Below are 23,720 nucleotides of genomic sequence, written 5' to 3'. Positions count from 1 at the left end.
TTAACGTAATGTATCGAAGTCTTATCTGACGTTCGTTGTGTGTTTTTCACGAAAGACTTCTGGCCATTTTTGACTGGCGAGGTCTGGGTTGTCTTGATAGTCTATCGGAATATCAATAATAACGGGTCCTTCTATGTTTATACCCTTTTGAAGGACAGTTGAAAGCTCTTCAGGTGAGTTGACACGTAATCCAGTTGCTCCAAAGCTTTCTGCATATTTCACTAAGTCGATCTGACCGAACTCAACACAAGACGTACGGTCATACTTCATTTCCTGCTGGAATGCCACCATATCGTATGTGCTGTCGTTCCAAACGAGATGAACGAGATTTGTTTTCATGCGCACGGCTGTTTCTAATTCCATGGCGGAGAAGAGAAAACCGCCATCACCTGAGACTGAAATGATCTTTTCATCTGGATTCAATATGGAGGCTGCAATCGCCCATGGTAATGCCACGCCAAGTGTTTGCATTCCGTTACTCACTAGGAACGTGTTCGGTTCATAAACACGGAAGTGACGAGACATCCAAATGGCGTGCGATCCGATATCACATGTCACTTTCGTGTCATCTGGGATGATACGTCTCAACGTATGAATGACATCCAACGGGTGTGATAAATGACTTTCTCTTTCTGGTGCTTTTTCGATATCACTTAACAGCTCTTGTAATTCTGTGACGAGATCTACGTTCTTTTTGCATAATGAAAGTGGAACGCTGTCGTGGGCTAGATGTTGCACTGTTTCAGATATATTGCCCACAAGCTCAAGCGTCGGTTCATAGAAATGGTCAATATCTGCCTGCATGTCATCCACATGGATGATGTGACGCTGCTGCGGTTTCAAATTCCAATGCTTCGGATCGTATTCGATTGGATCAAAGCCAATAGTTAAAATCACATCCGCTTTCTCAATGAGAAGGTCCCCTGGCTGATTACGGAATAAGCCGATTCTGCCCACATATTGAGGCTCAAGCTCTCTTGAGAGAACGCCGGCTCCCTGGTACGTTTCGACAAATGGGATACCAAGTGTTTTTAATAATGTTCTTGTCGCATTTGCCGCAGCTGGACGGCTAGCTTTCATTCCCACAATTGCAACAGGTAAGTGCGCATTTTGAATTTTGGCGATGGCCGAACTGATGAGAGCATCCGGTGCAGGACCTAGTTCTGGAGAAGGGTGAGCAGACACTGGTGTTTGTGTGGTGTGTTCGGTCACGACATCTTGTGGAAAGCTGATAAATGCTGCCCCAGCTTGACCTCTTTGTGCCGCGCGAAAAGCATTTGTTAAGGCTTCTGGTATATTGTTTACGTCTTGTACTTCAACGCTATATTTTGTCACTGGTTTGAATAATGCCGCATTGTCGAGTGATTGATGTGTTCGTTTGAGCCGATCCGCACGGATGACGTTTCCAGCGATTGCAACAACAGGGTCACCTTCTGTATTGGCTGTTAATAGACCTGTCGCTAAATTGGATGCCCCAGGACCTGATGTGACGAGACAAACGCCTGGTTTGCCAGTTAAACGACCGACAGCTGCTGCCATGAATGCCGCATTTTGTTCGTGTCTGCATAGCACAAGCTCTGGACCTCTGTCTTTTAATACATCAAATACTGCATCAATTTTTGCGCCTGGAATCGCAAAAACATGGGTCACACCTTGGGCAATGAGCGTATCGACAATTAACTCTGCTCCTCGTTTTGTTAGGGGTTGTGTTTGAGAATTCATTTACCCCGCACTCCTTTCGGCAAGTAAAATTTTTTATGAAAATATATTTTCATGATATGATTTACTATACATTTCACAAAATAAATTTTCCAATATATGTTTAACGTAGTTTTAATATGTTTCACGAATAAGTGTTTGAGGAGTGAAAGGATGGAACTGAGACATTTGCAGTATTTTGTCACAGTCGCGGAGGAGCTGCATTTCGGCAGAGCGGCCGCACGATTGAACATGACACAGCCTCCACTTAGTCAGCAAATTAAGCAGTTTGAGGAAGAATTGGGATTTCCTTTGTTTCACCGGTCTAAACGGGTGGTGGAGTTAACAGCTGCTGGAAAGGTTTTTTTACATGAGGTCCGGGGGGTGCTGCATCAGCTTGATAAAGCCGTTGATCATGCCCGGCATACGGCAAGAGGGGAGCTTGGGAAGATTATCATCGGTTTCGTTGGTACAGCGACATATGATATTCTGCCGCCAGTTGTCCGTGAATTCAGAGAGCTGTACCCCTCTGTCAGTATTGAGCTGCAACAGCTCTCTGTCCCGCAGCAGCTTGAGGCGCTTTTGAATGGTGAGATTGATATTGGTTTTTTGCATCCTACATCACCGCAAGAAGAATTGGTCAGTCGTTTAATGAAGCAAAGTGAATGTATTTTTGCGATTCCGAAAAACCATCCGCTGGCGGAAAAAGAAGCGGTCACGATTGAAGATATTCGTGATGAGCCGATTATTTCTTTATCAAAGGAATCATGGCCGTCCCTTTATCAGCATTTTGTCCTACTTTGTGAAAAGTACGGATTTTCACCCAATATCGTGCAGGAAGCAGCAGAATATCAAATGGTCATTGGTCTTGTCACAGCGGGAATCGGAATTGCTATCATTCCAACATCGGCCCGGCGTTTATTTAATTTAGATGTGGTGTATCGGTCAATTGAAGGTGAGCAGCTACTCGCGGAATGGACCATTTCTTATAGACGAGAAAATCATAATCCGGCATTGTTTCATCTTGTCCATCATATTCTCCATCGTGCTGAGCCGGAATAAGGGAAGAGAGAACGGGGTATGGTATGATGTCGTTACATATAAGAGGAGGCATGTCTGAAGTGATTACATTACAAATGGATCAGTTGTCACGAAAAGAAGCATATAAAGTATTATCTGGTTCCGTCGTTCCAAGACCCATTGCATTTATTACAAGCCTTTCTAAAGAAGAAATCGTCAATGCTGCACCATTTAGTTTCTTTAATGTCATCAGCGGTCATCCTCCGCTGATCGCTGTTTCTATTGGACGTCGTCAAGGAGAGATGAAAGATACAGCAAAACATATCATCGACAGGGAAGAATTTGTTGTCCATGTGAGTGATGAAGCGATGATTGAAGATATTAATGAAACAGCTGCTACTTTGCCAGAGGAAGAGAGTGAGCTGACTCGTACCGGTCTTCATCAAGTGAAGAGCAGCGTGGTGTCAGTGCCAGGAATCAAGGAAGCACGCATTCGCTTTGAATGTCAGCTGGAAAAACATCTGACCTTTCAAAATGATGAAGGGGAGATCACAGTCGATCATATCATTGGCCGGGTGGTGTGTGCGCATTTAGATGAATCCGTCTATGATGCGGAAAAAGGATATATTTTTACGAATGAATTAAAGCCAGTTGCGCGCCTAGCAGGGAATGATTATGCCCATTTAGGCACGCCATTTGTACTGAAGAGACCGGAATAACATCTAAAACCCCCGAGGCTATCGGGGGTTTAGTGTTTATTTCTTTTGTTCTAGTTTCAATGGAGCGGCGATATTTTTTTCTACCTTTTTGCCTTTTAATACATCGTCCGCAGCGCCGACTGCCAGTTGACCGATCAGCTCTGGCTGCTGCGCGACTGTTGCAGATAGTTTTCCTGCTTTGATCGAGTTGAGTGCATCTTCGTTACCGTCAAAACCAACGACAAGAATGTCTTTTCCAGAGCTTTGGATGGCCTCTAGTGCGCCAAGCGCCATTTCATCATTGTGGGCAAAAACGGCTTTGATGTCAGGGTTTCCTTGAAGAAGGTTTTCCATCACGTTGAGCCCTTTTGTCCGGTCGAAGTCAGCGGCTTGTTTTGCTGTGACATCTAACTGTTTGTCTGCAATTTGATGGAAACCTTTTCCTCGTTCACGTGTCGCAGAAGCACCTGGTACACCTTCTAGTTCAGCCACTTTTGCTCCTTTACCGACTTTGTCGATGATAAAGTTAGCGGCCATTTCGCCGCCTTTGATGTTATCGGAAGCAACGAGCGCTTCAACCTTTCCGCTTTCTGCCGAACGGTCTAATGTGATGACCGGTATGCCTGAAGCATTCGCAGATTCGACAGCCGTTGATATGGCAGAGGAATCGGCTGGGTTAATGAGTAATGCATCAACCCCTTGTTGAATTAAATCTTCTACATCACTCGTTTGTTTGGCTGAATCATTTTGTGCATCGGCAATGACAACTTCGATGCCAAGCTTTTTCGCTTCTTTTGTCACGCCGTTTTTAAGAGAAACGAAGAATGGGTTATTTAAAGTCGAGATCGACAGTCCGATTTTCATGTCTTTTTTCTTGCCATCCTTTGTTGATTTGGCCCACTCTGGCGGTTCAAGCGAGCAGGCAGAAAGCATGAATAGTGAGAGAGTCACGATCAGGATTACATATTTTTTCATAGCAGCTGCCTCCTTAAGCAGATTTCTTTCTGTCGAGTAGGACTGCAATCAAGATGACAATCCCTTTCACAACAGACTGATAGAATGATGAAACACCAAGTAAGTTCATACCATTGTTCAAGACCCCGATAATGAGTACCCCGATGAGTGTGCCGACAATTCGCCCTCTTCCGCCGGATAGGCTTGTCCCGCCAAGTACAACGGCAGCAATTGCATCAAGTTCATACGACGTACCAGCTGTTGGCTGGGCTGAGTTGAGACGAGATGTTAAGATCGCACCTGCTAAAGCAGACATAAAGCCGGCTAATGAGTAAATCATGATTTTGACGCGTGGTACTTTAATACCTGAGATGAGGGCTGCTTTTTCATTTCCGCCAATGGCATACGTTCTTCTGCCAAAAGGTGTTTTATGAAGCAAGACCCAAAGAACGATAAAGGTGAGAAGCATGGTGATCGCTGGAACAGGAATGCCTAAGAAATATCCACGGCCAAATAGCTGAAATGCATAGTTAGAGCCAAGCCCTGTAATTGGGTTTCCGTCTGTATAAACAAGCGTCAATCCTCTGAAAATCGTCATCGTCGCAAGTGTTGCGATAAAAGGAGCCATTTTTCCTTTTGTGATTAAAAGACCGTTGATCATTCCAAGGATGGCACCGATGATACATCCAACAATGATGGCAAGAATCGGGTCCAAACCAGATACAATAAAGCCGGCAGTCAGAGCACTAGACAGCGCTAGAATGGCACCGACAGACAAATCAATTCCTCCGGTTAAAATAACAAACGTCATGCCAAAGGCAATGAGGGCGTTAATGGAGATTTGTCTGAGTAAGTTTAAAATGTTTAATGGTTCTAAAAAGGCCGGATTTAAAATAGAAACAATGGCAACAAGGATGATGAGTCCTAAGAATGGCCCAAGCTTTTGCATGATGTTGTCAAATCGTCCATTTGAAGTAAGTGGTTTCATGTTACTTCCCTCCTGTAGCTAGTGTCATAATTCGTTCTTGTGTAGCTTCTGTTTTACTTAATTCGCCGCTGATAGTTCCTTCATGAATGACAAGCACTCGATCGCTCATCCCAAGAACTTCTGGGAGCTCAGAGGAGACCATCAAAATCGCAACGCCTCGATCCGTCAGCTCGTTCATGAGCTGATAAATTTCTCGTTTCGCCCCAACGTCGACACCTCTTGTCGGTTCATCTAAAATCAGCACCTTCGGCTGAATGCCGATCCATTTGGCGATGACGACCTTTTGCTGATTTCCACCGGACAGGCTGCGTGCAGAGATTTCAGATGAAGCGGTTTTGATCGTGAGTCGTTTGATGAGCAGGTCAACAAAGTCCTGCTCGTTTTTCTTATCGATCAGCCCCTTTGGAGAGAAGCTGTCTAAGTTAGGCAAGCCGATGTTTTCCCGGATGGATGCATCTAGCATCAGTCCTTCATCTTTACGATCCTCCGTGATAAAACCGATGCCAAGTTTGACTGCATCACTTGGTTTTTTAATGACAGCCTTTTTCCCATGAACCCAAATTTCTCCTTGATCCAGGGGATCGAGTCCAAAGAGCGACCGCATCATTTCCGTCCGGCCAGCACCCATTAGGCCTGCAACACCGACAATTTCTCCAGCTTTGACGGAAAAACTGACATCTTGAAAGCGGCCTTTCCTCGTTGCTTGCTTCACTTCTAGGACGGTATCACCAGTAGAAGGTGTGCGTTCAGGGTAACGATCGGTTAATTCGCGGCCGACCATTTTTTTGACGACTTCATGGAAATTCGTGTCCGGTATCGCTTTCGTATCGACCGTTTTCCCGTCACGCATGATGGTTATTCGGTCACAGATGGCGAAGATTTCTTCCATACGGTGAGAAATGTAGACGATGGAAACGCCTTCTTTTTTGAGTGAATCAATGACCTGAAATAGCTTTTCAATCTCACGGTCTGTGAGAGCAGCTGTTGGTTCATCCATAATGATGACCTTCGCATCGGTCATTAACGCTTTCGCAATCTCAATCATCTGCTTTTGTCCGACAGAACAGCTTCCTGCCTCTTGATCGAGCGAGAGGTTGACAGACAATCGGTCGAGCTGCGCTTGGGCGAGGGCTTTCATTTTCTTGGTGTCTAGGAGACCAAGTTTTGTATAGATTTCTTTCCCGATAAATAAATTCTCGAGTACCGTCATATCAGGCCATATATTCAGCTCCTGATGAATGAAGGCAATCCCGTTCTGCTCGGCTTCTTTCGGATTTTTGAAAGCGGTTTCTTTTCCGTCGATTTGAATCGTTCCTTGATCCAGGGAATAGAGTCCTGTCAGCAGATTCATTAACGTTGATTTTCCTGCCCCGTTTTCACCCATAAGTGCATGGACTTCACCTGTGACGAGGTCAAAGGAGACCCCGGCGAGAACGGTGTTTTTTCCAAAGGCCTTATGGATGTTATGCATTTCAATGTTCATAAGTGGCTCCTCCTTTTAAAAGATGACACCGGCATGAAGAATGCAGTTTGCGTATGGGGTGGCTTCACCCGTTCGAATCACTGCTTTTGCCTGTTTGGTCATGTCTTTGAACGTCTCGTGATCGACTTCATCTAACGGATGTGAGAACGCTTTCTTTAGAAATAAATGATCTCTCTCATTGGCTTCTTTGATTTCACTGGCGATTGTGATGTGTTCAACGGCCATTTCCTCAAGAAGGAGGGAAGTAACCTCCTGAAAGGATGGTGTGCCGATGGATAATGCAAGGTCGATCTTGACCGGGCCTTCTGGAATGGGCAGGCCGCAGTCTGCGATGACAATCGTATCTGTATGACCAAGATCAGCAAGCACCTTGGCGATATGACTATTTAAAATACCATTTTTCTTCATTTCTTATTCTCCAATTCTTCTCTTGCTGGCATGCCGCCTTGGGCACCAAATTTTGTGACTGAGATAGATGCGGCTAAGTTGGCAAAGGCAAGTGCGTCGAATAGGGATTTTCCTTCTGTCAGTGCTACAGCTAGAGCGCCGTTAAAAGTATCACCAGCGCCTGTAGTGTCGACGGCTTTCACAGGATAGCCCGGTACCAACACTTCTTTTGATCCATCAAAGTAACGAACACCATTTTTTCCTTCTGTAATGAGTAATTTGTTTGGATATTGGCGCAAAGCTTCTGCTATGGTGAGTCCATCAAACATAAGAGCTGCTTCGTGTTCGTTTGGCGTGATATAGGCAGCTTGATCTAATATTTGCTGAGAGACTTTGCGAGCTGGTGCGGGATTTAAGATGACTGGGATCCCTTTTTCGCTGCAAATGGCGCAGACGGCTTCGACTGTTTCTTCAGGAATTTCCTGCTGGATAAGGACGATTCCGATATCTCCAAGAGAAGAAAGAGCATCTTTTACATAGTGAGGTGTTACCTCATTGTTTGCTCCTTTGACGACAACAATGCTGTTATCTCCTTCAGCTAGAATGATATGAGCTGTTCCGCTTTCCATTTCGGTAACCGGTTTCATATAGGTGGTGCGAACACCTTGTGCTTGCAAATTGCTCATAATGTCCTGACCATATGCGTCATCACCAACTCGGCCGATCATATATACATCTGCACCGAGCCTTGCGCTTGCTACTGCTTGATTGGCTCCTTTTCCCCCAGGGACCGTTTTAAATGATTCGCCTAGGACGGTTTCTCCGGCACTAGGACGTTTATTCGATGTAACAACTAAATCCATGGAACAACTTCCTACGACAACTATTTGACTCATTGTGAATCCACCTTTCTTGTGGTCTCTCGTTCAATAAAAGAGACGGGCATTTGAATAACTGCTTGATCTATTGGCTGTTTCTGAATGGCTTTAATGATCAGCTTTGCGGCTTCTTTCCCCATATCATAGGCAGGCTGCCGGATCGTTGATAAAGAAGGGAAGAGCAGTTCGCTTTGCGGAATATCATCAAATCCAATGATTTGGACGTCTTCTGGAATGGCTTTTCCAATACGAAGCGCTTCGTGTACGACGGCTGCTGCGACGATGTCATTGCTGGCAATGATGCCATCTGTTTCAGGGTACAGCTTGAAAAGAGCCTTGGCGCTTTTTCGGGCTTCCTGAAAAGAAAAAGAAGCGTTAGACATCACATGAAAGTTAGCACCTTCTTCAGTCAGAACATCAAGTGCGCCTTTGAATCTTTGCCGCGCCGTTTGAAGATGAGCGGGCCCTTTTAGCAATGTGATCTGCTGACTGCCGCGTTTGATTAATTCCATTGCAGCCATTTTCCCGCCTGCCGTAGCATCTGCAAACACAGAAGGCGCATTTGGAACGGTACGATCTAAGAAGACAACAGGCAGTTCATCATCATTGTACAAATCCGATTCAGGTTCGTTTGTGACAGCGATGACACCGACCACCTGGTTTTGCTTAAAGGTTTGTAAATAGGCCATTTCCTTCTCCCGATCTTCATCACTGTTTCCGAATAATAACCGAAAGCCGTGTGCATGAATCTCATCCTCAACGCCTCTAGCCAGCTGAGGGAAGAAGGGGTTTGTGATATCAGGTAAGATGAGACCAACTAATCTTGATTCTCTTTTAAAAAGGGATCGTGCCACTTCATTGGGGAAGTAGTTCAGCTCCTGCATCGCTTGTGTCACACGGGTTTTCGTATCAATATGGACGTATCCAGTATCGTTGAGCACGCGTGAAACAGTCGCAACAGATACTTGAGCAGCTTTTGCAACATCTTTAATTGTAGCCAATGGAGTGCCTCCCTTCTTTGATGTGTAACCGTTTACACAGATAGATTATCACGAAAGCATTGAAAAAACAATCTTAAAAAAATAAAAAAAGAAAAGAAAGAGGACGTCTTCCTTTTCTTAACTAATAATGCCTGTTTGAGTAATGTTCACTTTGATTTTTGGAATGATCTTCACTTTTGGATAATCGGTGACCCAATTCATTTTCATATACTCATCATAATGTCTGACTCTGTATTTTCTGCCGAGGCTTAGCACATCGGAATTCGCATCTTGCAGGGCAGCGATAATTTTTTCTGCTTCTTTTGTCAAAATGACTGATAGCTTTTTGTTGAGCATTTCAATTTTTTTGTCAGTATCAAGGTTATCTTTTGGGTACTCAATGACAGAAGTATTAAATTCAAATTTGAGTGAGTATGTTAAGTTTCGATGATCAGGATTTAGAATCTCGATGTCTCTCTTTACATCAGTGACTTGAATCGTAATGTAATTGTTTTCTTTTGACTTCATGTCGCTTCTCACTTTTTTTGTGAAGTTGGCATACTTGCCCATTTTTCCGTCCATGATGGTGAGCAAGATCGCATCTTGACCGTACAACTCGCCTTTCTTTTTCTCATTATCAAATAGGGCAACACCTTTTACACTGATTAATTTCTTCGATTGATCAAAATGGATTAAGGGCAATGTGAAGTCCTCTCCAGTTTGGAGCATTTTAGATCGAATACTTTGAATGTTTTTAGGTGCTACTTGGGATGAGCGTGATGCGGTTGTGATCAAGTTATTTAAATAGTCACTCACAATGAGCTTTTCCTTCAGTAGCGAGTTAATCACTTCTTCACAAGTTCCCCCTTGAACAACGGCAAGATTTGCGAGGAGGGGGCTTTTCGGATCACGATAAAACATATCTAAATAGGGCAGAAGACGATTTTGGGCAAATTCATCACCGATCAGCATCACCCGCATTTTCGACATGTCTATTTTTTGATCCACTATCCGGCTGAAGTTGGTTCTTGCTTTTCTTAAAGTAGGTGCTTCCGTTGTGAGAAGAGTGGTTAAAAAGCTGCCAGTATTTCCTTGCTCCATACTTTGAGACTGCTGCACCTTTCGATAAGTAATCGAGTACTTCGCATTGTCATCTTCTCCTTGATCAACAGCAGAGGTTAAAACAAGAGAGATATTCTTTAATAGGTTCTGATCCCAGCAGCCAGGCATGAATATGAGAGACACACACATGAGCAACGTCAGTATGTACTTATGACGCATGTGATTTCACCTTCCCTTTGCGATGTTTGATAAAGATGATAATGGCCATAAAGATTGGGAGTGTGTAAATAAATGAATATTGAGCGATGGTGGTAAAATCATTAAAACGCTGAATTCTAAAATTATCGGTTGCAAGGTAACAGCTAGCCGCATAGATCAAAATGGCAAAATAAAAGACGTATTTTTTGTGGTCTTTTTTCTTGAGAATACTTGCTACGCCATTTGCACAAAAGTAAAGATAATTACTGAGTGTGGCTAAAATGACAAATACCCAGAAACTAAGAAAAATTAAATCCGTCCGCTCAATCACACCGAACGAAATGGTTTTTAACAGATAAAGAACAGGATTTGGAATGATTTTAAGCTCAATCGGGCTGAAAAACATAAAACAAATCACTGTGATAAATAGGTAGTAAAGAGTCGTGCATATATTGGCAATGGTCATGACCTTGTATCGCGCTTTAATGGTGCCTTTCATCAGTGGAGAGATGATCAGAATCATCTCAAATCCATTCATAGATAATACAACATCCTTCAATCCAAGCTGAAATTGAGAGAAGTCCGTTTGGAAAAAGGGCATAAGGTAGTCGATATTGGTTCCTTTTAATGAATACAGCATGATGAGAGACAACAAGAGTAAAAAAGGAGTCAGAATAAAGTTGAATCTGACAATCGCTGTAATTTGTTCCTTGGCGATGTAAAGGATGGATATCATGAGTAGTAGGTTGATGACCCAATTGGGTGTAAGTGGTAAAACCCATATACCCAGAATTCTCGTGAAAATAGATAGAACGACAATACAGACTGAGGCGAAATAAATTGTATAAAGAGCCACTAAGATTCGCCCAACCCATTTTCCAAAAACCTCAATTAACGCCTCGAAAAATGATGTCTCAGGGTATTTGTGAATGATATATATAAAAATGGTATTGATGATTTGGATAAAAAAACAGGCCAAAATGATAGCCATCCAGCCATCATGCCCCATATCTTTCATGAGCAAATGAGGCAGGGCTAAAATACCGACACCAATTTGAGATTGAATGATAAAAAAGACAGCTTGAGATGGAGATATTTTATTTTTCATCTTGATTTTTCCATCCTCTCAAATTTTCAATTTGCTCTTTCTTTTTTGGGTTTAAGTAAACAGGGCGATTTTTATACATCCACATTGGTAATCGAATCACAGTGTCTTTTAAATCCTGCCAGTTAAATGGAGTTACTGGAGATAAATACGGGACACCTAGTGATTCAAGGCGGCATAAATTCATCAGGACGATCGACAGACCGAATGAAATGCCAATAAACCCAAACATCGATGCCATGAACATGAGCGGAAAACGCAGCATCCTGATGGTAGACGTCATTTCAAACGAAGGAAGAACAAAGGAAGCAACAGCGGTCACGGCGACCACAACGATAAGAACATTGGAAATGAGCCCAGCTTTTACTACCGCATCTCCAATGACCAAACCGCCTACGATCCCAATGGTCTGTCCAATTGGTTTTGGCAGACGCACACCTGCCTCGCGTATGAGCTCAATCGTAATCTCCATCAGCATAGCTTCTATTAAAGGCGGAAAAGGAATGCCGATAATGGAATTTTTCATCGTAATCGCTAATTCATCCGGGACTACCTCATAATGAAAGCCGATGACTGCAATATAAAAAGAAGGCAAAATCACAGCGATGATACAGGCAATATAACGAAGAATACGAATAAACGTAGCTGGAATCCAGCGACTATTGTAGTCATCTGGTGATTGAAAGAAGCTAAAGAACGTAATAGGCAAAATGATAGCCATTGGGCTGCCATCCATTAAGACGACAATTCTTCCTTCAAGAATGGCAGATCTCACTTTGTCAGGTCGTTCTGTGTCAATAAGCTGCGGGAAGATGGAATACGAATCATCTTCAATCGCCTCTACAATAGAACCGGGGCTAAGCAGCGTGTCTACTTTAATAGAAGAAATTCGTTTGTTAACCTCATCTATCTTTTCTTGATTGGCAATATCAGAAATATAAACCGTTGCAACCTTTGTTTCAGATTTTGTACCGACCTTATGATACTGGATTGCAAGTTTTCGATCATTTAAGTGTGAACGCAGCAAATATAAATTGGTATCTAAACTCTCAACAAACCCATCATGTGCGCCTGCAATAATACTTTCAGAAGAAGGTTCAGAAATGGAACGCAGCGGCGGCTGCCCAACAGCAAATATTTTGATCTGTGCGGATTTTTCATCAAGGAAGGCAATACTTCCGGCAATAATGCTGTCGACAATCAGCGTCAAGTCACCTGTTTCGAGTGAACTAAGAGATTTTGCATAGTCCTGTTTTCCAGGAGGACCGAGCAAGTTGCCGATAATGAAGTCGTTTAATTTGCTTTCATCGACTCTAGTTTTAATAAAAAACAGCACTGATTTCGTTTCATTCACCATCAATTCCCGGTATTCAAAATCAGCGCTTTGTTGAAATGCTTTGTTCAGAATCCGAATCTTTTCCTCAAAACCGCCTGATAAAAAGTGTAAGCGTGTTTGCTCATTCGTATTTGGCATCTTTAGCCTCCTCTCACAGATTTTTTAACCATAGTGTAAGCCGAGAAGATGATTTTATGCGTCATCTTTGGGGAAAGCATGACATGCACCGACAACTTTCAACCAAAATCACATTAAAAATGTTAAGAAATGATGAATCTTGATAAAAAGAAATGAATAATGTTTCATTGTTTAGGTCATAAGGAGTGAATATCGTAAAGAGAGGCTATAACAAAATGATTAATCTTTGACATCTTATCCCAATTTTTTGTGACCTGAAAATAAGCAGATGACTTGATTTTTTGACAGGTGACCTTTGTCATAGGTCAACACATAGCGTTCTGACCAATGAGGATGACTTTCTAACCTGTTCATTTAAAAATATAAAATATTCTAAAACACGCACTATTCATTTAAAGCACTGATATGACTGATTTCGTAGAGATGAAAGGACTTTAAAACATTGATTCAAAATACATCTTAATAATTGTCGAAAAATTTAGGGAGAAAAGGACAAAAGATTTTTCACTGTTTGATGGTAACGCTTTCTCTTGTTTGAAGCAGAAATTCAGCCGTCATTTTGTCCGTCTTTTGGCCTTTTCATTTGAGCGTGAGGTAGGCAAATACGCCTTCTGATTAGAGGAATTTGGCATACGAGGAAGTGAAAGATTATGTTACATAATACCGATTGTGATTTTATGCTGAACCTATATACTGTTGATTGAATTTACATATCACACTCATAAAAAAAGGAGATGTAGATAAGCGATGTGGTTAATCGTTATAGCCTGTGTCATCATGTTAGGGATTGGCTTTATTGAAAAGAAGCGTCATCAGAAAAATATCGATGCCCTGCCGGTACGCGTCAATATTAATGGTATACGCGGAAAGTCTACCGTTACAAGATTGACAACCGGTATCTTAATGGAGGCAGGTTATAAAACTGTCGGCAAAACAACAGGAACGGATGCAAGAATGATTTATTGGGATACGCCAGAAGAGAAACCGATTAAAAGGAAACCGCAAGGACCAAATATCGGAGAGCAGAAAGAAGTTATGAGAGAAACCGTTGAAAGAGGAGCAAATGCCATCGTCAGTGAATGTATGGCGGTGAATCCAGATTACCAAATTATCTTTCAGGAAGAGCTGCTTCAAGCGAATATTGGCGTGATCGTAAACGTTCTTGAAGATCATATGGATGTGATGGGGCCAACTCTTGATGAAATAGCTGAAGCCTTTACAGCGACAATTCCTTACAATGGGCACTTGGTTATTACGGATAGTGAATATACAGATTTCTTTAAAGAGATTGCGAAAAAACGCAATACTGAAGTGATTGTTGCAGATAATTCCAAGATTACCGATGAGTATTTACGGAAATTTGAGTATATGGTGTTCCCGGATAATGCTTCACTTGCACTTGGTGTTGCACAAGCATTGGGAATTGATGAAGATACGGCATTCAGAGGAATGTTAAATGCGCCGCCTGATCCAGGAGCGATGAGAATTCTTCCATTAATGGATGCAAAAACACCTGGACATTTTGTAAATGGATTTGCGGCTAATGACGCAGCATCTACATTGAACATTTGGAAGCGTGTGAAGGAAATTGGGTATCCAACAGATGAACCGATTATTATCATGAACTGTCGTGCGGATCGCGTAGATAGAACGATCCAGTTTGCGGAGGATGTACTTCCTTATATTGAAGCAAGTGATCTTGTCTTAATTGGTGAAACGACAGATCCAATTGTGAAGGCATTTGAGGATGGGAAAATTCCGGCTGACCACTTACACAACCTTGAATATCAATCTACAGAACAAATTATGAACATGCTTGAGAAAAAGCTTCATAATCGAGTGGTTTATGGAGTCGGCAATATTCACGGCGCCGCTGAACCTTTAATCGAAAAAATTCAAGAATACAAAATTAAGCAGCTTGTCAGCTAGGAGGAAATATAGAAAATGTTCGGATCAGATCTTTATATCTCGTTAATTTTAGGTGTTCTACTCAGTTTAATTTTTGCAGAAAAAACAGGAATCGTACCAGCTGGGTTGGTTGTTCCAGGTTATCTGGCACTCGTCTTTAACCAGCCAGTCTTCATTTTAGTTGTTTTATCTGTCAGCTTGCTGACATATGTGATCGTTCGTTTTGGACTATCGAAATTTATGATTTTGTACGGACGTAGAAAGTTTGCGGCGATGCTGATTACAGGAATTGCCCTAAAGCTCATATTTGATTTCTTCTATCCAGTGGTTCCGTTTGAAATAGCAGAATTCCGCGGAATCGGAATCATCGTGCCTGGATTGATTGCGAATACGATTCAAAAGCAAGGTCTTACGATTACCCTTGGAAGCACATTACTTCTAAGTGGTGCAACATTTGCCATCATGTATGTTTACTATCTATTTTAAGATAAGGTGTGTCCAATGATGAATAAAAAATTGAGCTTTCAGGAAAAGCTGCTGAAAATCACAAAGAACCAAAAGAAAAAGACGAATAAACACGTACTGATTGCTTTACCTATTGTCATTGCTTGTACATTTCTATTTACATTTATCGGGAAAGCACAAGTACCAACTGTAGAAAAGAATCCAGAAAACATCCTGACCGCTTCGTTTGTCGGAGATATTATGTTTGGAAGAAATGTAGAGAAAGTAACAGACCGTTATGGAAAGCAGCACCTGTTCCGCTATGCGAAGCCGTATTTTGATGTATCAGATTATGTAACTGGGAATTTTGAGCATCCAGTGGCTTCAGATAAGGAACAGGCAGCACAAAAGAATATTCATTTGAAAACAGATGAAGATTCTGTACAAGCGTTAAAGGATTTGAATTTCTCTGTACTAAACTTTGCGAATAACCATGCAGCAGACTACGGTGAAAAAGGCTTAAATAACACGATTGATGCCTTTGAAAAAGCTGACATGGATTATACAGGGGCAGGGCGCAACGTCAATGATGCGAAGCAGAACATTTCATACAAAGAAGTGAATGGCGTTAAAATCGCTACCCTTGGTTTTACAGATGTATATGGAAAAGATTTTAAAGCAACAAATCGCAAGGCAGGTATTCTACCAGCTGATCCATCTATCTTTATTCCGATGATTTCACAAGCTGCTGAAAAGGCAGATATCGTTGTCGTTCATGCGCACTGGGGACAGGAATATAACAATGAAGTAAACGACAGACAAAGAGAGCTGGCAAGAGCGATGTCAAAGGCTGGTGCTGATATCATTATCGGTGCACACCCGCACGTTCTTGAGCCGATGGAAGTCTATAACGGAACAGCGATCTTCTATAGCTTGGGGAACTTTATTTTTGACCAAGGCTGGTCAAGAACACGTGATTCTGCCATTGTTCAGTATCATCTGAATGAAGATGGAAAAGCGACATTTGAAGTGGTTCCAATGTACATCAAAGAAGCGACACCTGCTCCAGTCAAAGCAGGATCTCTTGAATCAAAATCGATTATCCGTATGCTGACAAATGGCACGAATGCGGATTGGAAAGAAAAAGACGGACATATTTTCTTTGAAGTCGATCATTCTGATAAAGTTCAAACATTAAAAGAAAACGAGGGGAAGGATAAAAAATGAAATTCCTTAAAGCAAGCTGGCCGTTTGTTGCGTTAATTTTAGTCTTTGTCTTTATGTCTGCTTTTAAATTTAGTGACAGCCTCACCGATCATGAGAAACAAAAGATCTCGGTTGAAATGCAGAAAATCGAACAGCAAAAGCAGTCAAAAGCAGAAGCAAGTAAATAAAGAAATGATGATGAAAAGAGCACGCGAGGCGTGCTCTTTTTTGACGGAAAAAGGTGTAAAATGAAAGGGGTCATGTCGAAACTATAAAAGAAAGGAGGAAGAGAGGATGAAATGGAAAGGAATACTGCTTGGAGGATGTGCCATTGTAGGACTCTTGTTTATGTCTCAAACAGAGGTGTCTGCTCAAACAACATCTCCTTTAAAACAAGCGGAAACGCTGATAGGTACGCCTTATCATAAAGGAGGAATCGATCCGAAAACGGGCTTTGATGCTTCTGGCTTTATACAATATGTATACAAAACAACAGGTGCATTTGATTTGCCGCGAAAGGTGATCGATCAATACCAAATCGGTGAAAACGTATCATGGGGAAAAGCGAAGCCCGGAGACCTTGTCTATTTTCGCAGTCTTGAAGAAACAAAAGACATCCCGACACACGTTGCTTTGTACGCTGGAAATGATCAAGTGATCCACATCACACTCAGTCAAGGGGTGGTGAAAACAGATGTCAGCAAAAGTAAATATTGGACCGATCGGTTCTATGCGGTCAAACGGCTGCCTGTCTCCCAAGAGATGTCGGATGATCAACTGGTGAAAGATGCGATGAAATATTTAGGAATCCCTTATGTATTCGGGGCATCAGATCCAAAAGTAGGATTCGATTGTTCAGGTTTTTTACAATATTTATTTGAAAAATCACTTGGGATTTATTTGCCAAGAAGTGCTGAGCAGCAATGGATGGTTGGAGAGAAAGTAGCACGAGACGATATTCGCCCTGGAGACTTTGTTTTTTTTAGCAACACGTATAAAAAAGGAATTTCACATGTAGGAATGTACATCGGAGGAGACCGCTTTATTCATGCGAGCCGTTCGGAAAGTGTGACGATTTCTTATTTGTCTGAATCGTATTGGCGTGAGAAATGGACAGGTGCGAAACGATTAACTGAGCTGAAACTAGCGAAAGAAGACCCAGTCGTATCAAAAGCCGCTACGTATATTGGAGAAGTACCCTATGTAAAAGGTGGTGCGAGCCCAAAGCAAGGCTTTGATACAGCAGGATTCACGCAGTATATCTATCAAGAAGTGCTTGGAATTGAGATGCCTCGCTATGCGCCGGGACAAGTTAAAGCAGGCACACCTGTGAAACGATCGGAACTAAAGCCAGGAGATCTTGTCTTTTTTAAAGGGACTTCGTTGATGCCAGCCATTTATGCTGGTTCAAATCAAGTCATTCATGTGACGGTTTCAAATGGCGTTGTCATTACCAATATGAAAACAAGTACGTATTGGAAGGATAAATATGAGACGGCCGTTAGAATCAAAAAATAAAGAAAAAGCCCGATCAATGCTCGGATCGGACTTCTCGACTTCTCACTAGGCGCTGATCAGACAAGCGTCTTTTTTTCTTGAAATTGATTCTGCAAAAGCAGATCAATAAAATAGGCGACGCCATCTTCATGATTGCCTTTTGTGATATAGGTGCTTTTTTCTTTAATGACATCCACCGCATTCCCCATCGCTATCCTGTGTCCTGCTTCATCGAACATGGATAGATCATTAGGGCTGTCACCGATCGCATAAATATCGGATGGGTCTACGCCATAATGGGCTGCAAGTTTTTTGAGGGCATGTCCTTTACCTGACTCTTTTGGCAGTACCTCAATGATATGTTCTCCAGATGAGGTCAAGGAGAGCTCAGACATCTTAGAAAGAAGATCTCGTGCTTCTTGCAGCTTATTCATATCAAATGAGAAGCATAGTAATTTATAAGTTGGTTCATTCGACTCAAAAATTTGACGGATGTCATCGACAGGTTTGATGCCAAACTGTTTAAATTGAGTCATCGCCCCTTCCCATAAATCAGCTACATCCTCATGAGGATTGGCGCTTTTGATCATATCAAATTCAGCTTTGAGCTTTTCTTTTCCATCAAATGGGGAAAGGAGGGCATCGTCTGTATAGACCTCGAAATAAATGTTCCGTTCCACTAATTCCTTTGCAGCACGTCTTCCAGCTTCTTGATCAAGGGTGATTCTGCTGAAGAGCTTGTACCCTTCTGTATGGACAGTTCCTCCATTTGCCGCAATAATGGGAATGTCCAAATCCCCAAGAAGCTCTTTTACATCAAAAGTCGCGCGCCCTGTACAAATGGTCACAATATATCCAGCTTCCTTCGCACGAATCAATGCTTGCCGGTTTTGAGCGGATATTTCACTTTTCGTATTTAAGAGTGTACCGTCTAAATCAATCGCAATCATCTTTTTCATTGCTGTTATATCCTCCTTCATTCATGCAATAGCCTCTTCAAAGTATGTACGATTTCCTTCATTCTCATGAAAGAGTCGGATCGTGGATTCCTCTCTTTAAGGCTAAACAAAAATGGTCAATTGATCAAGGATATAAGAAAAAGCGCCCAAAAGGACGCTTTTAGCGTGTAGACAAACCCTCGCATTCTTTGTCAGTCCTGCGCTCCGGTGCTCACGAATGTCAAATTCGCTCTGCTCCGGTGCTCGTCCTTCCTAGACTGCAAAGGTTTTCTATCACGCTTAAAAGAAGAAAAAGGGCAAACACCTTTTTCAACACATAAAAAGCGCCCAAAAGGACGCTTTCTGTTTTTATGATAATTCAAGCTGTTTCTTCAATTCCGTTTTGACTTCGTTCAGTTGGTTTTGATCCAATTGGTAATAATAAACGCCATTTGGCTGGTAATCAGATCCTTTTAGTTGAATCGTATCAACAGATTTCAATGAAGTGAGTAGTGGGAAAAGACCGACTAGTTCTTTCATTGACAGGTTAGTTGAGACGTTATCACCTAGAGTATCTATGATATTGTCATAAGACGGAATAGACGTTACTGATTTTGATTTATCGAAAATGGCTTTTAAAACTTCCATTTGACGCTGTCCACGCATGAGATCACTGTCTGCTTTTCTTGTTCTCACATAAGCGAGAGCTTGATTACCATCTAGTGTGTGAGTACCCGTTTGCAGCTGAACTTTGCCCTTTGTATCTTTAAGAATTTGTTTCACAACATATTCATCTTTAATGTTAACGGAAACACCATTCAATTCGTTCACAATTTCCTTAAATGCTTTGAAATTACTTTCAATCACAAAGTCGACAGGGATATCTAGTAAATTCTCAACTGTACTCACCGTGAGGTCTGCATCACCAAATGCGTGTGCATGTGTGATTTTGTCATAACCATGACCTGGAATATTAACATATGAGTCCCTTGGAATACTTAATAATTTCACGGTTTTATTCGTACGATTTACTGTCGCTAATACCATTGCATCGCTTCGTGCTTGTTTGACGGTTTCGCCTGGTCTGCTGTCAATGCCAAGCAGCAAGACAGAAAAGCTGTCTTTCCCAGGATCAAATGCTTCAATCCGTTTGACAGATTGTGCACCGCGGTCTAGAGAGACTTGTGCTTTTTTCGCAGCCGATGTCACTTTATAGTAGGCATAGCCGGTGACAGAAGCGGTTGTCAGTAAAAGAATACCAAAAATAAAAAGAGTGACTTTCACCCATGGTTTTAAACGCTTTTTGCCTTTGCGTTTACTTCTTGTTTGATCCATATATTTAAACCCTCGCTATGATTTTATAGTAAAGATGTCCTTCTTCCTGCTTACAAACTAAAACAAATATACCTTAAAACGGGATATAGTGCGACATTTTTTTCACTAACGCTTAATTGACGTTTCCTTATCTAAAAAAGTTTCAATGATACGCAAATGAAATATATTTGTCATAAAACATCGAAATGTTTGAAATGACAGGAAGTGAGGAAAATGATTTTTCATAGAGAAACATCCAGTCATTACATAGATAAAAGAGGGGTTATGATCATGAAAAATCGGAATGGGTGGCTTTATTTCTTCGGCGCACTTGGCGGCGCCTTATATGGTTACGATACAGGTGTCATTTCTGGCGCTATCTTATTTATGAAAGAGGATTTAGGTTTAAATGCATTTACAGAGGGACTTGTAGTCAGCTCGATTTTAATCGGGGCGATGCTCGGGTCTTCTCTTTCTGGAAAACTGACAGATCAATTCGGACGGAAAAAAGCGATAATCGCCGCAGCCATTTTATTTATTATCGGCGGATTTGGAACAGCCCTTGCACCGAATACGGAGGTCATGGTTTTATTCCGAATCGTGCTAGGACTTGCTGTCGGATGCTCGACGACGATTGTTCCATTATATTTATCTGAACTCGCGCCAAAGGAATCAAGAGGGGCACTTTCCTCATTAAACCAACTCATGATCACATTTGGTATTCTTCTTGCCTATATTGTGAACTACGTTTTAGCAGATGCAGAGGCATGGCGTCTGATGCTTGGAATTGCCGTTGTTCCTTCTGTGCTCTTGTTATGTGGTATTTTGTTTATGCCAGAAAGTCCTCGCTGGCTGTTTGTCCAAGGACAGGCGGACCGGGCGAAAGAAATATTGTCAAAACTTAGACAAAGTAAGCAAGAAGTTGAAGACGAAATTGCGGATATTCAAAAAGCAGAAAGTGAAGAAAAAGGTGGTCTTAAGGAATTACTCGAGCCATGGGTGCGCCCCGCTTTAATTGCTGGTGTCGGTTTAGCCTTTTTACAGCAGTTTATTGGGACAAATACGATCATTTATTATGCACCAAAAACATTCACAAGTGTCGGCTTTGGCGATTCAGCAGCCATTTTAGGAACTGTAGGAATTGGTGCAGTCAATGTCGTCATGACGTTTGTTGCGATTAAAATCATTGATCGTGTCGGGCGGAAAGCGTTACTCCTATTTGGAAATGTAGGGATGGTTCTTAGTTTGATTGTTCTAGCAGTGGTCAATCGTTTTTTCGAGGGATCAACAGCTGCAGGGTGGACAACGATTATATGTTTAGGACTTTTCATCGTCATTTTTGCTGTCAGCTGGGGCCCGGTCGTATGGGTGATGCTGCCGGAGCTGTTCCCAGTACATGTCCGGGGAATTGGTACGGGGGTATCGACCTTCCTACTGCATACAGGGAATTTGATCATCTCGCTCACATTCCCAACCTTGTTAAGTGCAATTGGCATCAGTAACCTTTTCCTTATTTATGCAGCCATCGGCATAGGTGCCTTCTTATTTGTGAAATATTTAGTCACAGAAACGAAAGGGAAAAGTCTTGAAGAGATTGAAGAAGATTTAAAAAAGAGAAACCGTGCCGTCGTGAATGACGAAGGGGAAACGGTTTGAAAAAAGACCAGTTGCATGAGGCAGCTGGTCTCAGCGTGTAGACAAACCCTCGCATTCTTTGTCAGTCCTGCGTGCTGGTGCTCACGAATGTGAAATTCGCTCCGCACCAGTACTCGTCCTTCCTAGACTGCAAAGGTTTTCTATCACGATGAAAAGAAGACAAAGGGCTAAAATCAAGTTCATTTTAGCCCTTTGTTAAACAAACGTTTAATCAAGAAAGGACAATCACTCATCTTCTGAACGTGCTGCCTATGACATACATATGGAACAGGCGGGCGAAAGGTGGAAATGAGATGAAAGGAAAAACGAGCATTGTGATGCTGACGTACAATGAACTGCACCTAACGAAAAAATGTATCGACAGTATCAAGAAGCATACTCGGCTTGATGAATATGAACTCATTATCGTGGATAATGCTTCATCAGACGGAACAAAGGAATATGTGAGACAACTGGAAGATGTCGTGTTGATTGACAACGAGAAGAATCAAGGCTTTGCCAAGGGCTGTAACCAAGGGGCGAAAAAAGCAACAGGAGATAGTCTTCTTTTTTTAAATAACGACACGATTGTGACCGAAAACTGGCTTTTGCCTTTAAGAGAAGCCCTTTTTGCATCAGATCGTATTGGCATGGTAGGCCCTGTCTCCAATTATGTGAGTGGTCCTCAGCTCGTTCAGCCATCTTACACAGATGTGAAGGAGCTTCCTGCCTTTGCGAAGGCATATACGGCTTCGAAAAAAGGTCAAAGAACATATGTGCATAGACTTGTTGGTTTTTGTTTGCTGGTCAAAAGAGAGCTGATCGAGGATGTAGGGTTATTTGATGAGCGATTTGTATATGGATCATTTGAGGATGATGACCTTTGTCTGCGCTCATTGCTGAAGGGGTATCAGCTGCAAATCGTCCATGATTCTTTTGTGCATCATCACGGTCATGCTACCTTCAATGCCAATGAAGAAACGAACATCTCTACGTTGTTTGCGGAGAACAGGCTTCGTTTTTTAGATAAATGGGGCATTGATTTAAACCTGATAACGCCCCATCCATATTTTGCAGCACTGCTCCCTGAGGATGCCGGATGTGTGCTGGATGTTGGCTGTGGTGCTGGGGCGACAGGACTTGAACTGATTAACCGGCAGTCCGTTGACATGTACGGAGTAGAGGCGGATGCATTAAAAGCAGAGATGGCAAAGGCGTATTACAAAGAAGTGATTGAGACAAAAGCGGAGGCGTATCCTTGGTCAGAGAAAGAAGCTTTTTTTGATGCTGTGATCTTTTCTGATGTGTTAGAGCATGTGTCAGACCCATGGCAGATGATTGCTCAAGCGCATGCGTCTTTAAAACCAGGTGGCGTGATCATTTGCTGCTTACCTAATATGATGCATGCGGAAGTACTGCTGCCTTTATTGGCAGGTGATTTTACGTATCAAGATGTGGGGATTTTAGATCGAACACATATGAGATTTTTCACACCAAACACAATGCGGGCGCTCTTTCCAGACCATTTATTTCATCGCGTGATTGAACAGCCGATCAATGTGCCAATTGATCAAAACGTTCAATTGTTTTTTGACGAAGTGGCGAGAGTAGGAGAGTCACTTGGCTTTCAAACAAAAGCATTATCTGATCAAGTGACGCTCTATCAGCTTTTGATCGTTGCACGTAAAAAAGGCGGTTCCCCCTCCGGGTAATCCGCCTCAGCGTGTAGGCAAACCCTCGCATTCTTTGTCAGTCCTGCGCGCCGGTGCTCGCGAATCCTTCATTCGCTCCGCTCCGGTACTCGTCCTTCCTAGACTGCAAAGGTTTTCTATCACGCTGAAAAGAAGACAAAG

The 23,720-nt window shown here is 42.2% G+C and carries 21 protein-coding genes; 9 read left to right on the top strand and 12 right to left on the bottom strand.

All coding sequences use genetic code 11. The features are described 5' to 3' along the window. Positions 1–21 precede the first annotated feature (21 nt). The gene (gene alsS / locus KVT11_RS07995) at positions 22–1,722 is read right to left on the bottom strand and encodes an acetolactate synthase AlsS (protein ID WP_017368183.1); all 1,701 of its coding nucleotides are present in this window, start codon (positions 1,720–1,722) and stop codon (positions 22–24) included. Positions 1,723–1,872: 150 nt separating this feature from the next. Between alsS and alsR the strand changes: the two genes are divergently transcribed. Continuing rightward, a complete protein-coding gene (gene alsR, locus KVT11_RS07990) occupies positions 1,873–2,760 on the top strand; it encodes an acetoin biosynthesis transcriptional regulator AlsR (RefSeq protein ID WP_008343276.1) in 888 nt (295 codons plus the stop codon). A gap of 59 nt (positions 2,761–2,819) precedes the next feature. After that, positions 2,820–3,437, top strand: coding sequence for a flavin reductase family protein (locus tag KVT11_RS07985; RefSeq protein WP_026050161.1), 618 nt, complete (start codon positions 2,820–2,822; stop codon positions 3,435–3,437). Between the two features lie 36 nt (positions 3,438–3,473). Here the strand turns inward: KVT11_RS07985 and rbsB are convergent, their stop codons facing one another. The 9 genes from rbsB to KVT11_RS07940 form a co-directional block, all read right to left on the bottom strand. Further along, on the bottom strand, positions 3,474–4,391 hold the full coding sequence (rbsB, locus tag KVT11_RS07980) for a ribose ABC transporter substrate-binding protein RbsB (protein WP_025208108.1): 918 nt from the start codon (positions 4,389–4,391) through the stop codon (positions 3,474–3,476). Between the two features lie 13 nt (positions 4,392–4,404). Continuing rightward, complete coding sequence (rbsC, locus tag KVT11_RS07975; RefSeq protein WP_007497532.1) at positions 4,405–5,358, bottom strand: ribose ABC transporter permease RbsC; 954 nt, start codon at positions 5,356–5,358, stop codon at positions 4,405–4,407. A 1-nt stretch (position 5,359) separates the two neighbouring features. Next, a complete protein-coding gene (locus KVT11_RS07970; protein ID WP_210552229.1) occupies positions 5,360–6,841 on the bottom strand; it encodes a sugar ABC transporter ATP-binding protein in 1,482 nt (493 codons plus the stop codon). Positions 6,842–6,856: 15 nt separating this feature from the next. Further along, positions 6,857–7,249, bottom strand: a complete 393-nt coding sequence (rbsD, locus tag KVT11_RS07965; RefSeq protein WP_017360008.1) for a D-ribose pyranase — start codon at positions 7,247–7,249, stop codon at positions 6,857–6,859. Further along, positions 7,246–8,124 carry a ribokinase gene (rbsK, locus tag KVT11_RS07960; RefSeq protein WP_210552228.1) on the bottom strand — a complete coding sequence of 293 codons (879 nt, stop codon included), beginning with the start codon at positions 8,122–8,124 and terminating at the stop codon, positions 7,246–7,248. Before rbsK ends, rbsD begins: the two co-directional genes overlap by 4 nt. Further along, a complete protein-coding gene (locus KVT11_RS07955; protein WP_007497527.1) occupies positions 8,121–9,107 on the bottom strand; it encodes a LacI family DNA-binding transcriptional regulator in 987 nt (328 codons plus the stop codon). The genes rbsK and KVT11_RS07955 overlap by 4 nt, the downstream gene beginning before the upstream one ends. Positions 9,108–9,224: 117 nt before the next feature. Continuing rightward, positions 9,225–10,367 carry a Ger(x)C family spore germination protein gene (locus KVT11_RS07950; RefSeq protein WP_025208103.1) on the bottom strand — a complete coding sequence of 381 codons (1,143 nt, stop codon included), beginning with the start codon at positions 10,365–10,367 and terminating at the stop codon, positions 9,225–9,227. Then, complete coding sequence (locus KVT11_RS07945) at positions 10,357–11,454, bottom strand: GerAB/ArcD/ProY family transporter (RefSeq protein WP_079920195.1); 1,098 nt, start codon at positions 11,452–11,454, stop codon at positions 10,357–10,359. The genes KVT11_RS07950 and KVT11_RS07945 overlap by 11 nt, the downstream gene beginning before the upstream one ends. Next, positions 11,444–12,925 (bottom strand): spore germination protein, encoded by a 1,482-nt coding sequence (locus KVT11_RS07940; RefSeq protein ID WP_025208101.1) that lies wholly within the window; start codon positions 12,923–12,925, stop codon positions 11,444–11,446. Before KVT11_RS07940 ends, KVT11_RS07945 begins: the two co-directional genes overlap by 11 nt. Before the next feature lie 747 nt (positions 12,926–13,672). On the opposite strand from KVT11_RS07940, the gene pgsB reads away from it, so the two are divergent. The 5 genes from pgsB (at position 13,673) to KVT11_RS07915 (ending at position 18,001) form a co-directional block, all read left to right on the top strand. After that, positions 13,673–14,854 (top strand): poly-gamma-glutamate synthase PgsB, encoded by a 1,182-nt coding sequence (pgsB, locus tag KVT11_RS07935; RefSeq protein WP_007497522.1) that lies wholly within the window; start codon positions 13,673–13,675, stop codon positions 14,852–14,854. A gap of 15 nt (positions 14,855–14,869) precedes the next feature. Then, a complete protein-coding gene (gene pgsC, locus KVT11_RS07930; RefSeq protein WP_007497520.1) occupies positions 14,870–15,319 on the top strand; it encodes a poly-gamma-glutamate biosynthesis protein PgsC in 450 nt (149 codons plus the stop codon). 18 nt (positions 15,320–15,337) lie between these two features. After that, positions 15,338–16,504 carry a CapA family protein gene (locus KVT11_RS07925; RefSeq protein WP_017360004.1) on the top strand — a complete coding sequence of 389 codons (1,167 nt, stop codon included), beginning with the start codon at positions 15,338–15,340 and terminating at the stop codon, positions 16,502–16,504. Beyond that, a complete protein-coding gene (edmS, locus tag KVT11_RS07920) occupies positions 16,501–16,671 on the top strand; it encodes an extrachromosomal elements maintenance protein EdmS (RefSeq protein WP_008343253.1) in 171 nt (56 codons plus the stop codon). The genes KVT11_RS07925 and edmS overlap by 4 nt, the downstream gene beginning before the upstream one ends. A 106-nt stretch (positions 16,672–16,777) precedes the next feature. After that, a complete protein-coding gene (locus KVT11_RS07915; protein WP_116306351.1) occupies positions 16,778–18,001 on the top strand; it encodes a C40 family peptidase in 1,224 nt (407 codons plus the stop codon). 56 nt (positions 18,002–18,057) lie between these two features. Here KVT11_RS07915 and KVT11_RS07910 read toward each other — a convergent pair whose 3' ends face one another. Together KVT11_RS07910 and KVT11_RS07905 are read right to left on the bottom strand one after the other, a co-directional pair. After that, positions 18,058–18,939, bottom strand: a complete 882-nt coding sequence (locus KVT11_RS07910) for a Cof-type HAD-IIB family hydrolase (protein ID WP_189337176.1) — start codon at positions 18,937–18,939, stop codon at positions 18,058–18,060. A gap of 348 nt (positions 18,940–19,287) precedes the next feature. After that, complete coding sequence (locus KVT11_RS07905; RefSeq protein ID WP_017360001.1) at positions 19,288–20,253, bottom strand: LCP family protein; 966 nt, start codon at positions 20,251–20,253, stop codon at positions 19,288–19,290. A gap of 270 nt (positions 20,254–20,523) precedes the next feature. On the opposite strand from KVT11_RS07905, the gene KVT11_RS07900 reads away from it, so the two are divergent. Together KVT11_RS07900 and KVT11_RS07895 are read left to right on the top strand one after the other, a co-directional pair. Then, entirely contained in the window at positions 20,524–21,888 is a 1,365-nt protein-coding gene (locus KVT11_RS07900; RefSeq protein ID WP_089374136.1) for a sugar porter family MFS transporter, read from the top strand. A 293-nt stretch (positions 21,889–22,181) separates the two neighbouring features. Beyond that, on the top strand, positions 22,182–23,579 hold the full coding sequence (locus KVT11_RS07895) for a bifunctional glycosyltransferase family 2 protein/class I SAM-dependent methyltransferase (RefSeq protein ID WP_217608992.1): 1,398 nt from the start codon (positions 22,182–22,184) through the stop codon (positions 23,577–23,579). Positions 23,580–23,720 lie beyond the last annotated feature (141 nt).

The organism is Bacillus sp. GbtcB10, from assembly GCF_019091365.1.
Classification (GTDB): Bacteria; Bacillota; Bacilli; order Bacillales; family Bacillaceae; genus Bacillus; species Bacillus altitudinis.
Note: the sequence above shows the minus strand (reverse complement) of the source record. Positions and strands in the feature narration are given on the sequence as shown.

Excerpts from the sequence above, each read along its gene's own strand:
- alsS (WP_017368183.1), bottom strand. The coding sequence starts at position 1,722 with ATGAATTCTCAAACACAACCCCTAACAAAACGAGGAGCAGAGTTAATT.
- alsR (WP_008343276.1), top strand. The coding sequence starts at position 1,873 with ATGGAACTGAGACATTTGCAGTATTTTGTCACAGTCGCGGAGGAGCTG.
- rbsB (WP_025208108.1), bottom strand. The coding sequence starts at position 4,391 with ATGAAAAAATATGTAATCCTGATCGTGACTCTCTCACTATTCATGCTT.
- rbsC (WP_007497532.1), bottom strand. The coding sequence starts at position 5,358 with ATGAAACCACTTACTTCAAATGGACGATTTGACAACATCATGCAAAAG.
- KVT11_RS07970 (WP_210552229.1), bottom strand. The coding sequence starts at position 6,841 with ATGAACATTGAAATGCATAACATCCATAAGGCCTTTGGAAAAAACACC.
- rbsD (WP_017360008.1), bottom strand. The coding sequence starts at position 7,249 with ATGAAGAAAAATGGTATTTTAAATAGTCATATCGCCAAGGTGCTTGCT.
- rbsK (WP_210552228.1), bottom strand. The coding sequence starts at position 8,124 with ATGAGTCAAATAGTTGTCGTAGGAAGTTGTTCCATGGATTTAGTTGTT.
- KVT11_RS07950 (WP_025208103.1), bottom strand. The coding sequence starts at position 10,367 with ATGCGTCATAAGTACATACTGACGTTGCTCATGTGTGTGTCTCTCATA.
- KVT11_RS07945 (WP_079920195.1), bottom strand. The coding sequence starts at position 11,454 with ATGAAAAATAAAATATCTCCATCTCAAGCTGTCTTTTTTATCATTCAA.
- KVT11_RS07940 (WP_025208101.1), bottom strand. The coding sequence starts at position 12,925 with ATGCCAAATACGAATGAGCAAACACGCTTACACTTTTTATCAGGCGGT.
- pgsB (WP_007497522.1), top strand. The coding sequence starts at position 13,673 with ATGTGGTTAATCGTTATAGCCTGTGTCATCATGTTAGGGATTGGCTTT.
- pgsC (WP_007497520.1), top strand. The coding sequence starts at position 14,870 with ATGTTCGGATCAGATCTTTATATCTCGTTAATTTTAGGTGTTCTACTC.
- KVT11_RS07925 (WP_017360004.1), top strand. The coding sequence starts at position 15,338 with ATGAATAAAAAATTGAGCTTTCAGGAAAAGCTGCTGAAAATCACAAAG.
- edmS (WP_008343253.1), top strand. The coding sequence starts at position 16,501 with ATGAAATTCCTTAAAGCAAGCTGGCCGTTTGTTGCGTTAATTTTAGTC.
- KVT11_RS07915 (WP_116306351.1), top strand. The coding sequence starts at position 16,778 with ATGAAATGGAAAGGAATACTGCTTGGAGGATGTGCCATTGTAGGACTC.
- KVT11_RS07910 (WP_189337176.1), bottom strand. The coding sequence starts at position 18,939 with ATGAAAAAGATGATTGCGATTGATTTAGACGGTACACTCTTAAATACG.
- KVT11_RS07905 (WP_017360001.1), bottom strand. The coding sequence starts at position 20,253 with ATGGATCAAACAAGAAGTAAACGCAAAGGCAAAAAGCGTTTAAAACCA.
- KVT11_RS07900 (WP_089374136.1), top strand. The coding sequence starts at position 20,524 with ATGAAAAATCGGAATGGGTGGCTTTATTTCTTCGGCGCACTTGGCGGC.
- KVT11_RS07895 (WP_217608992.1), top strand. The coding sequence starts at position 22,182 with ATGAAAGGAAAAACGAGCATTGTGATGCTGACGTACAATGAACTGCAC.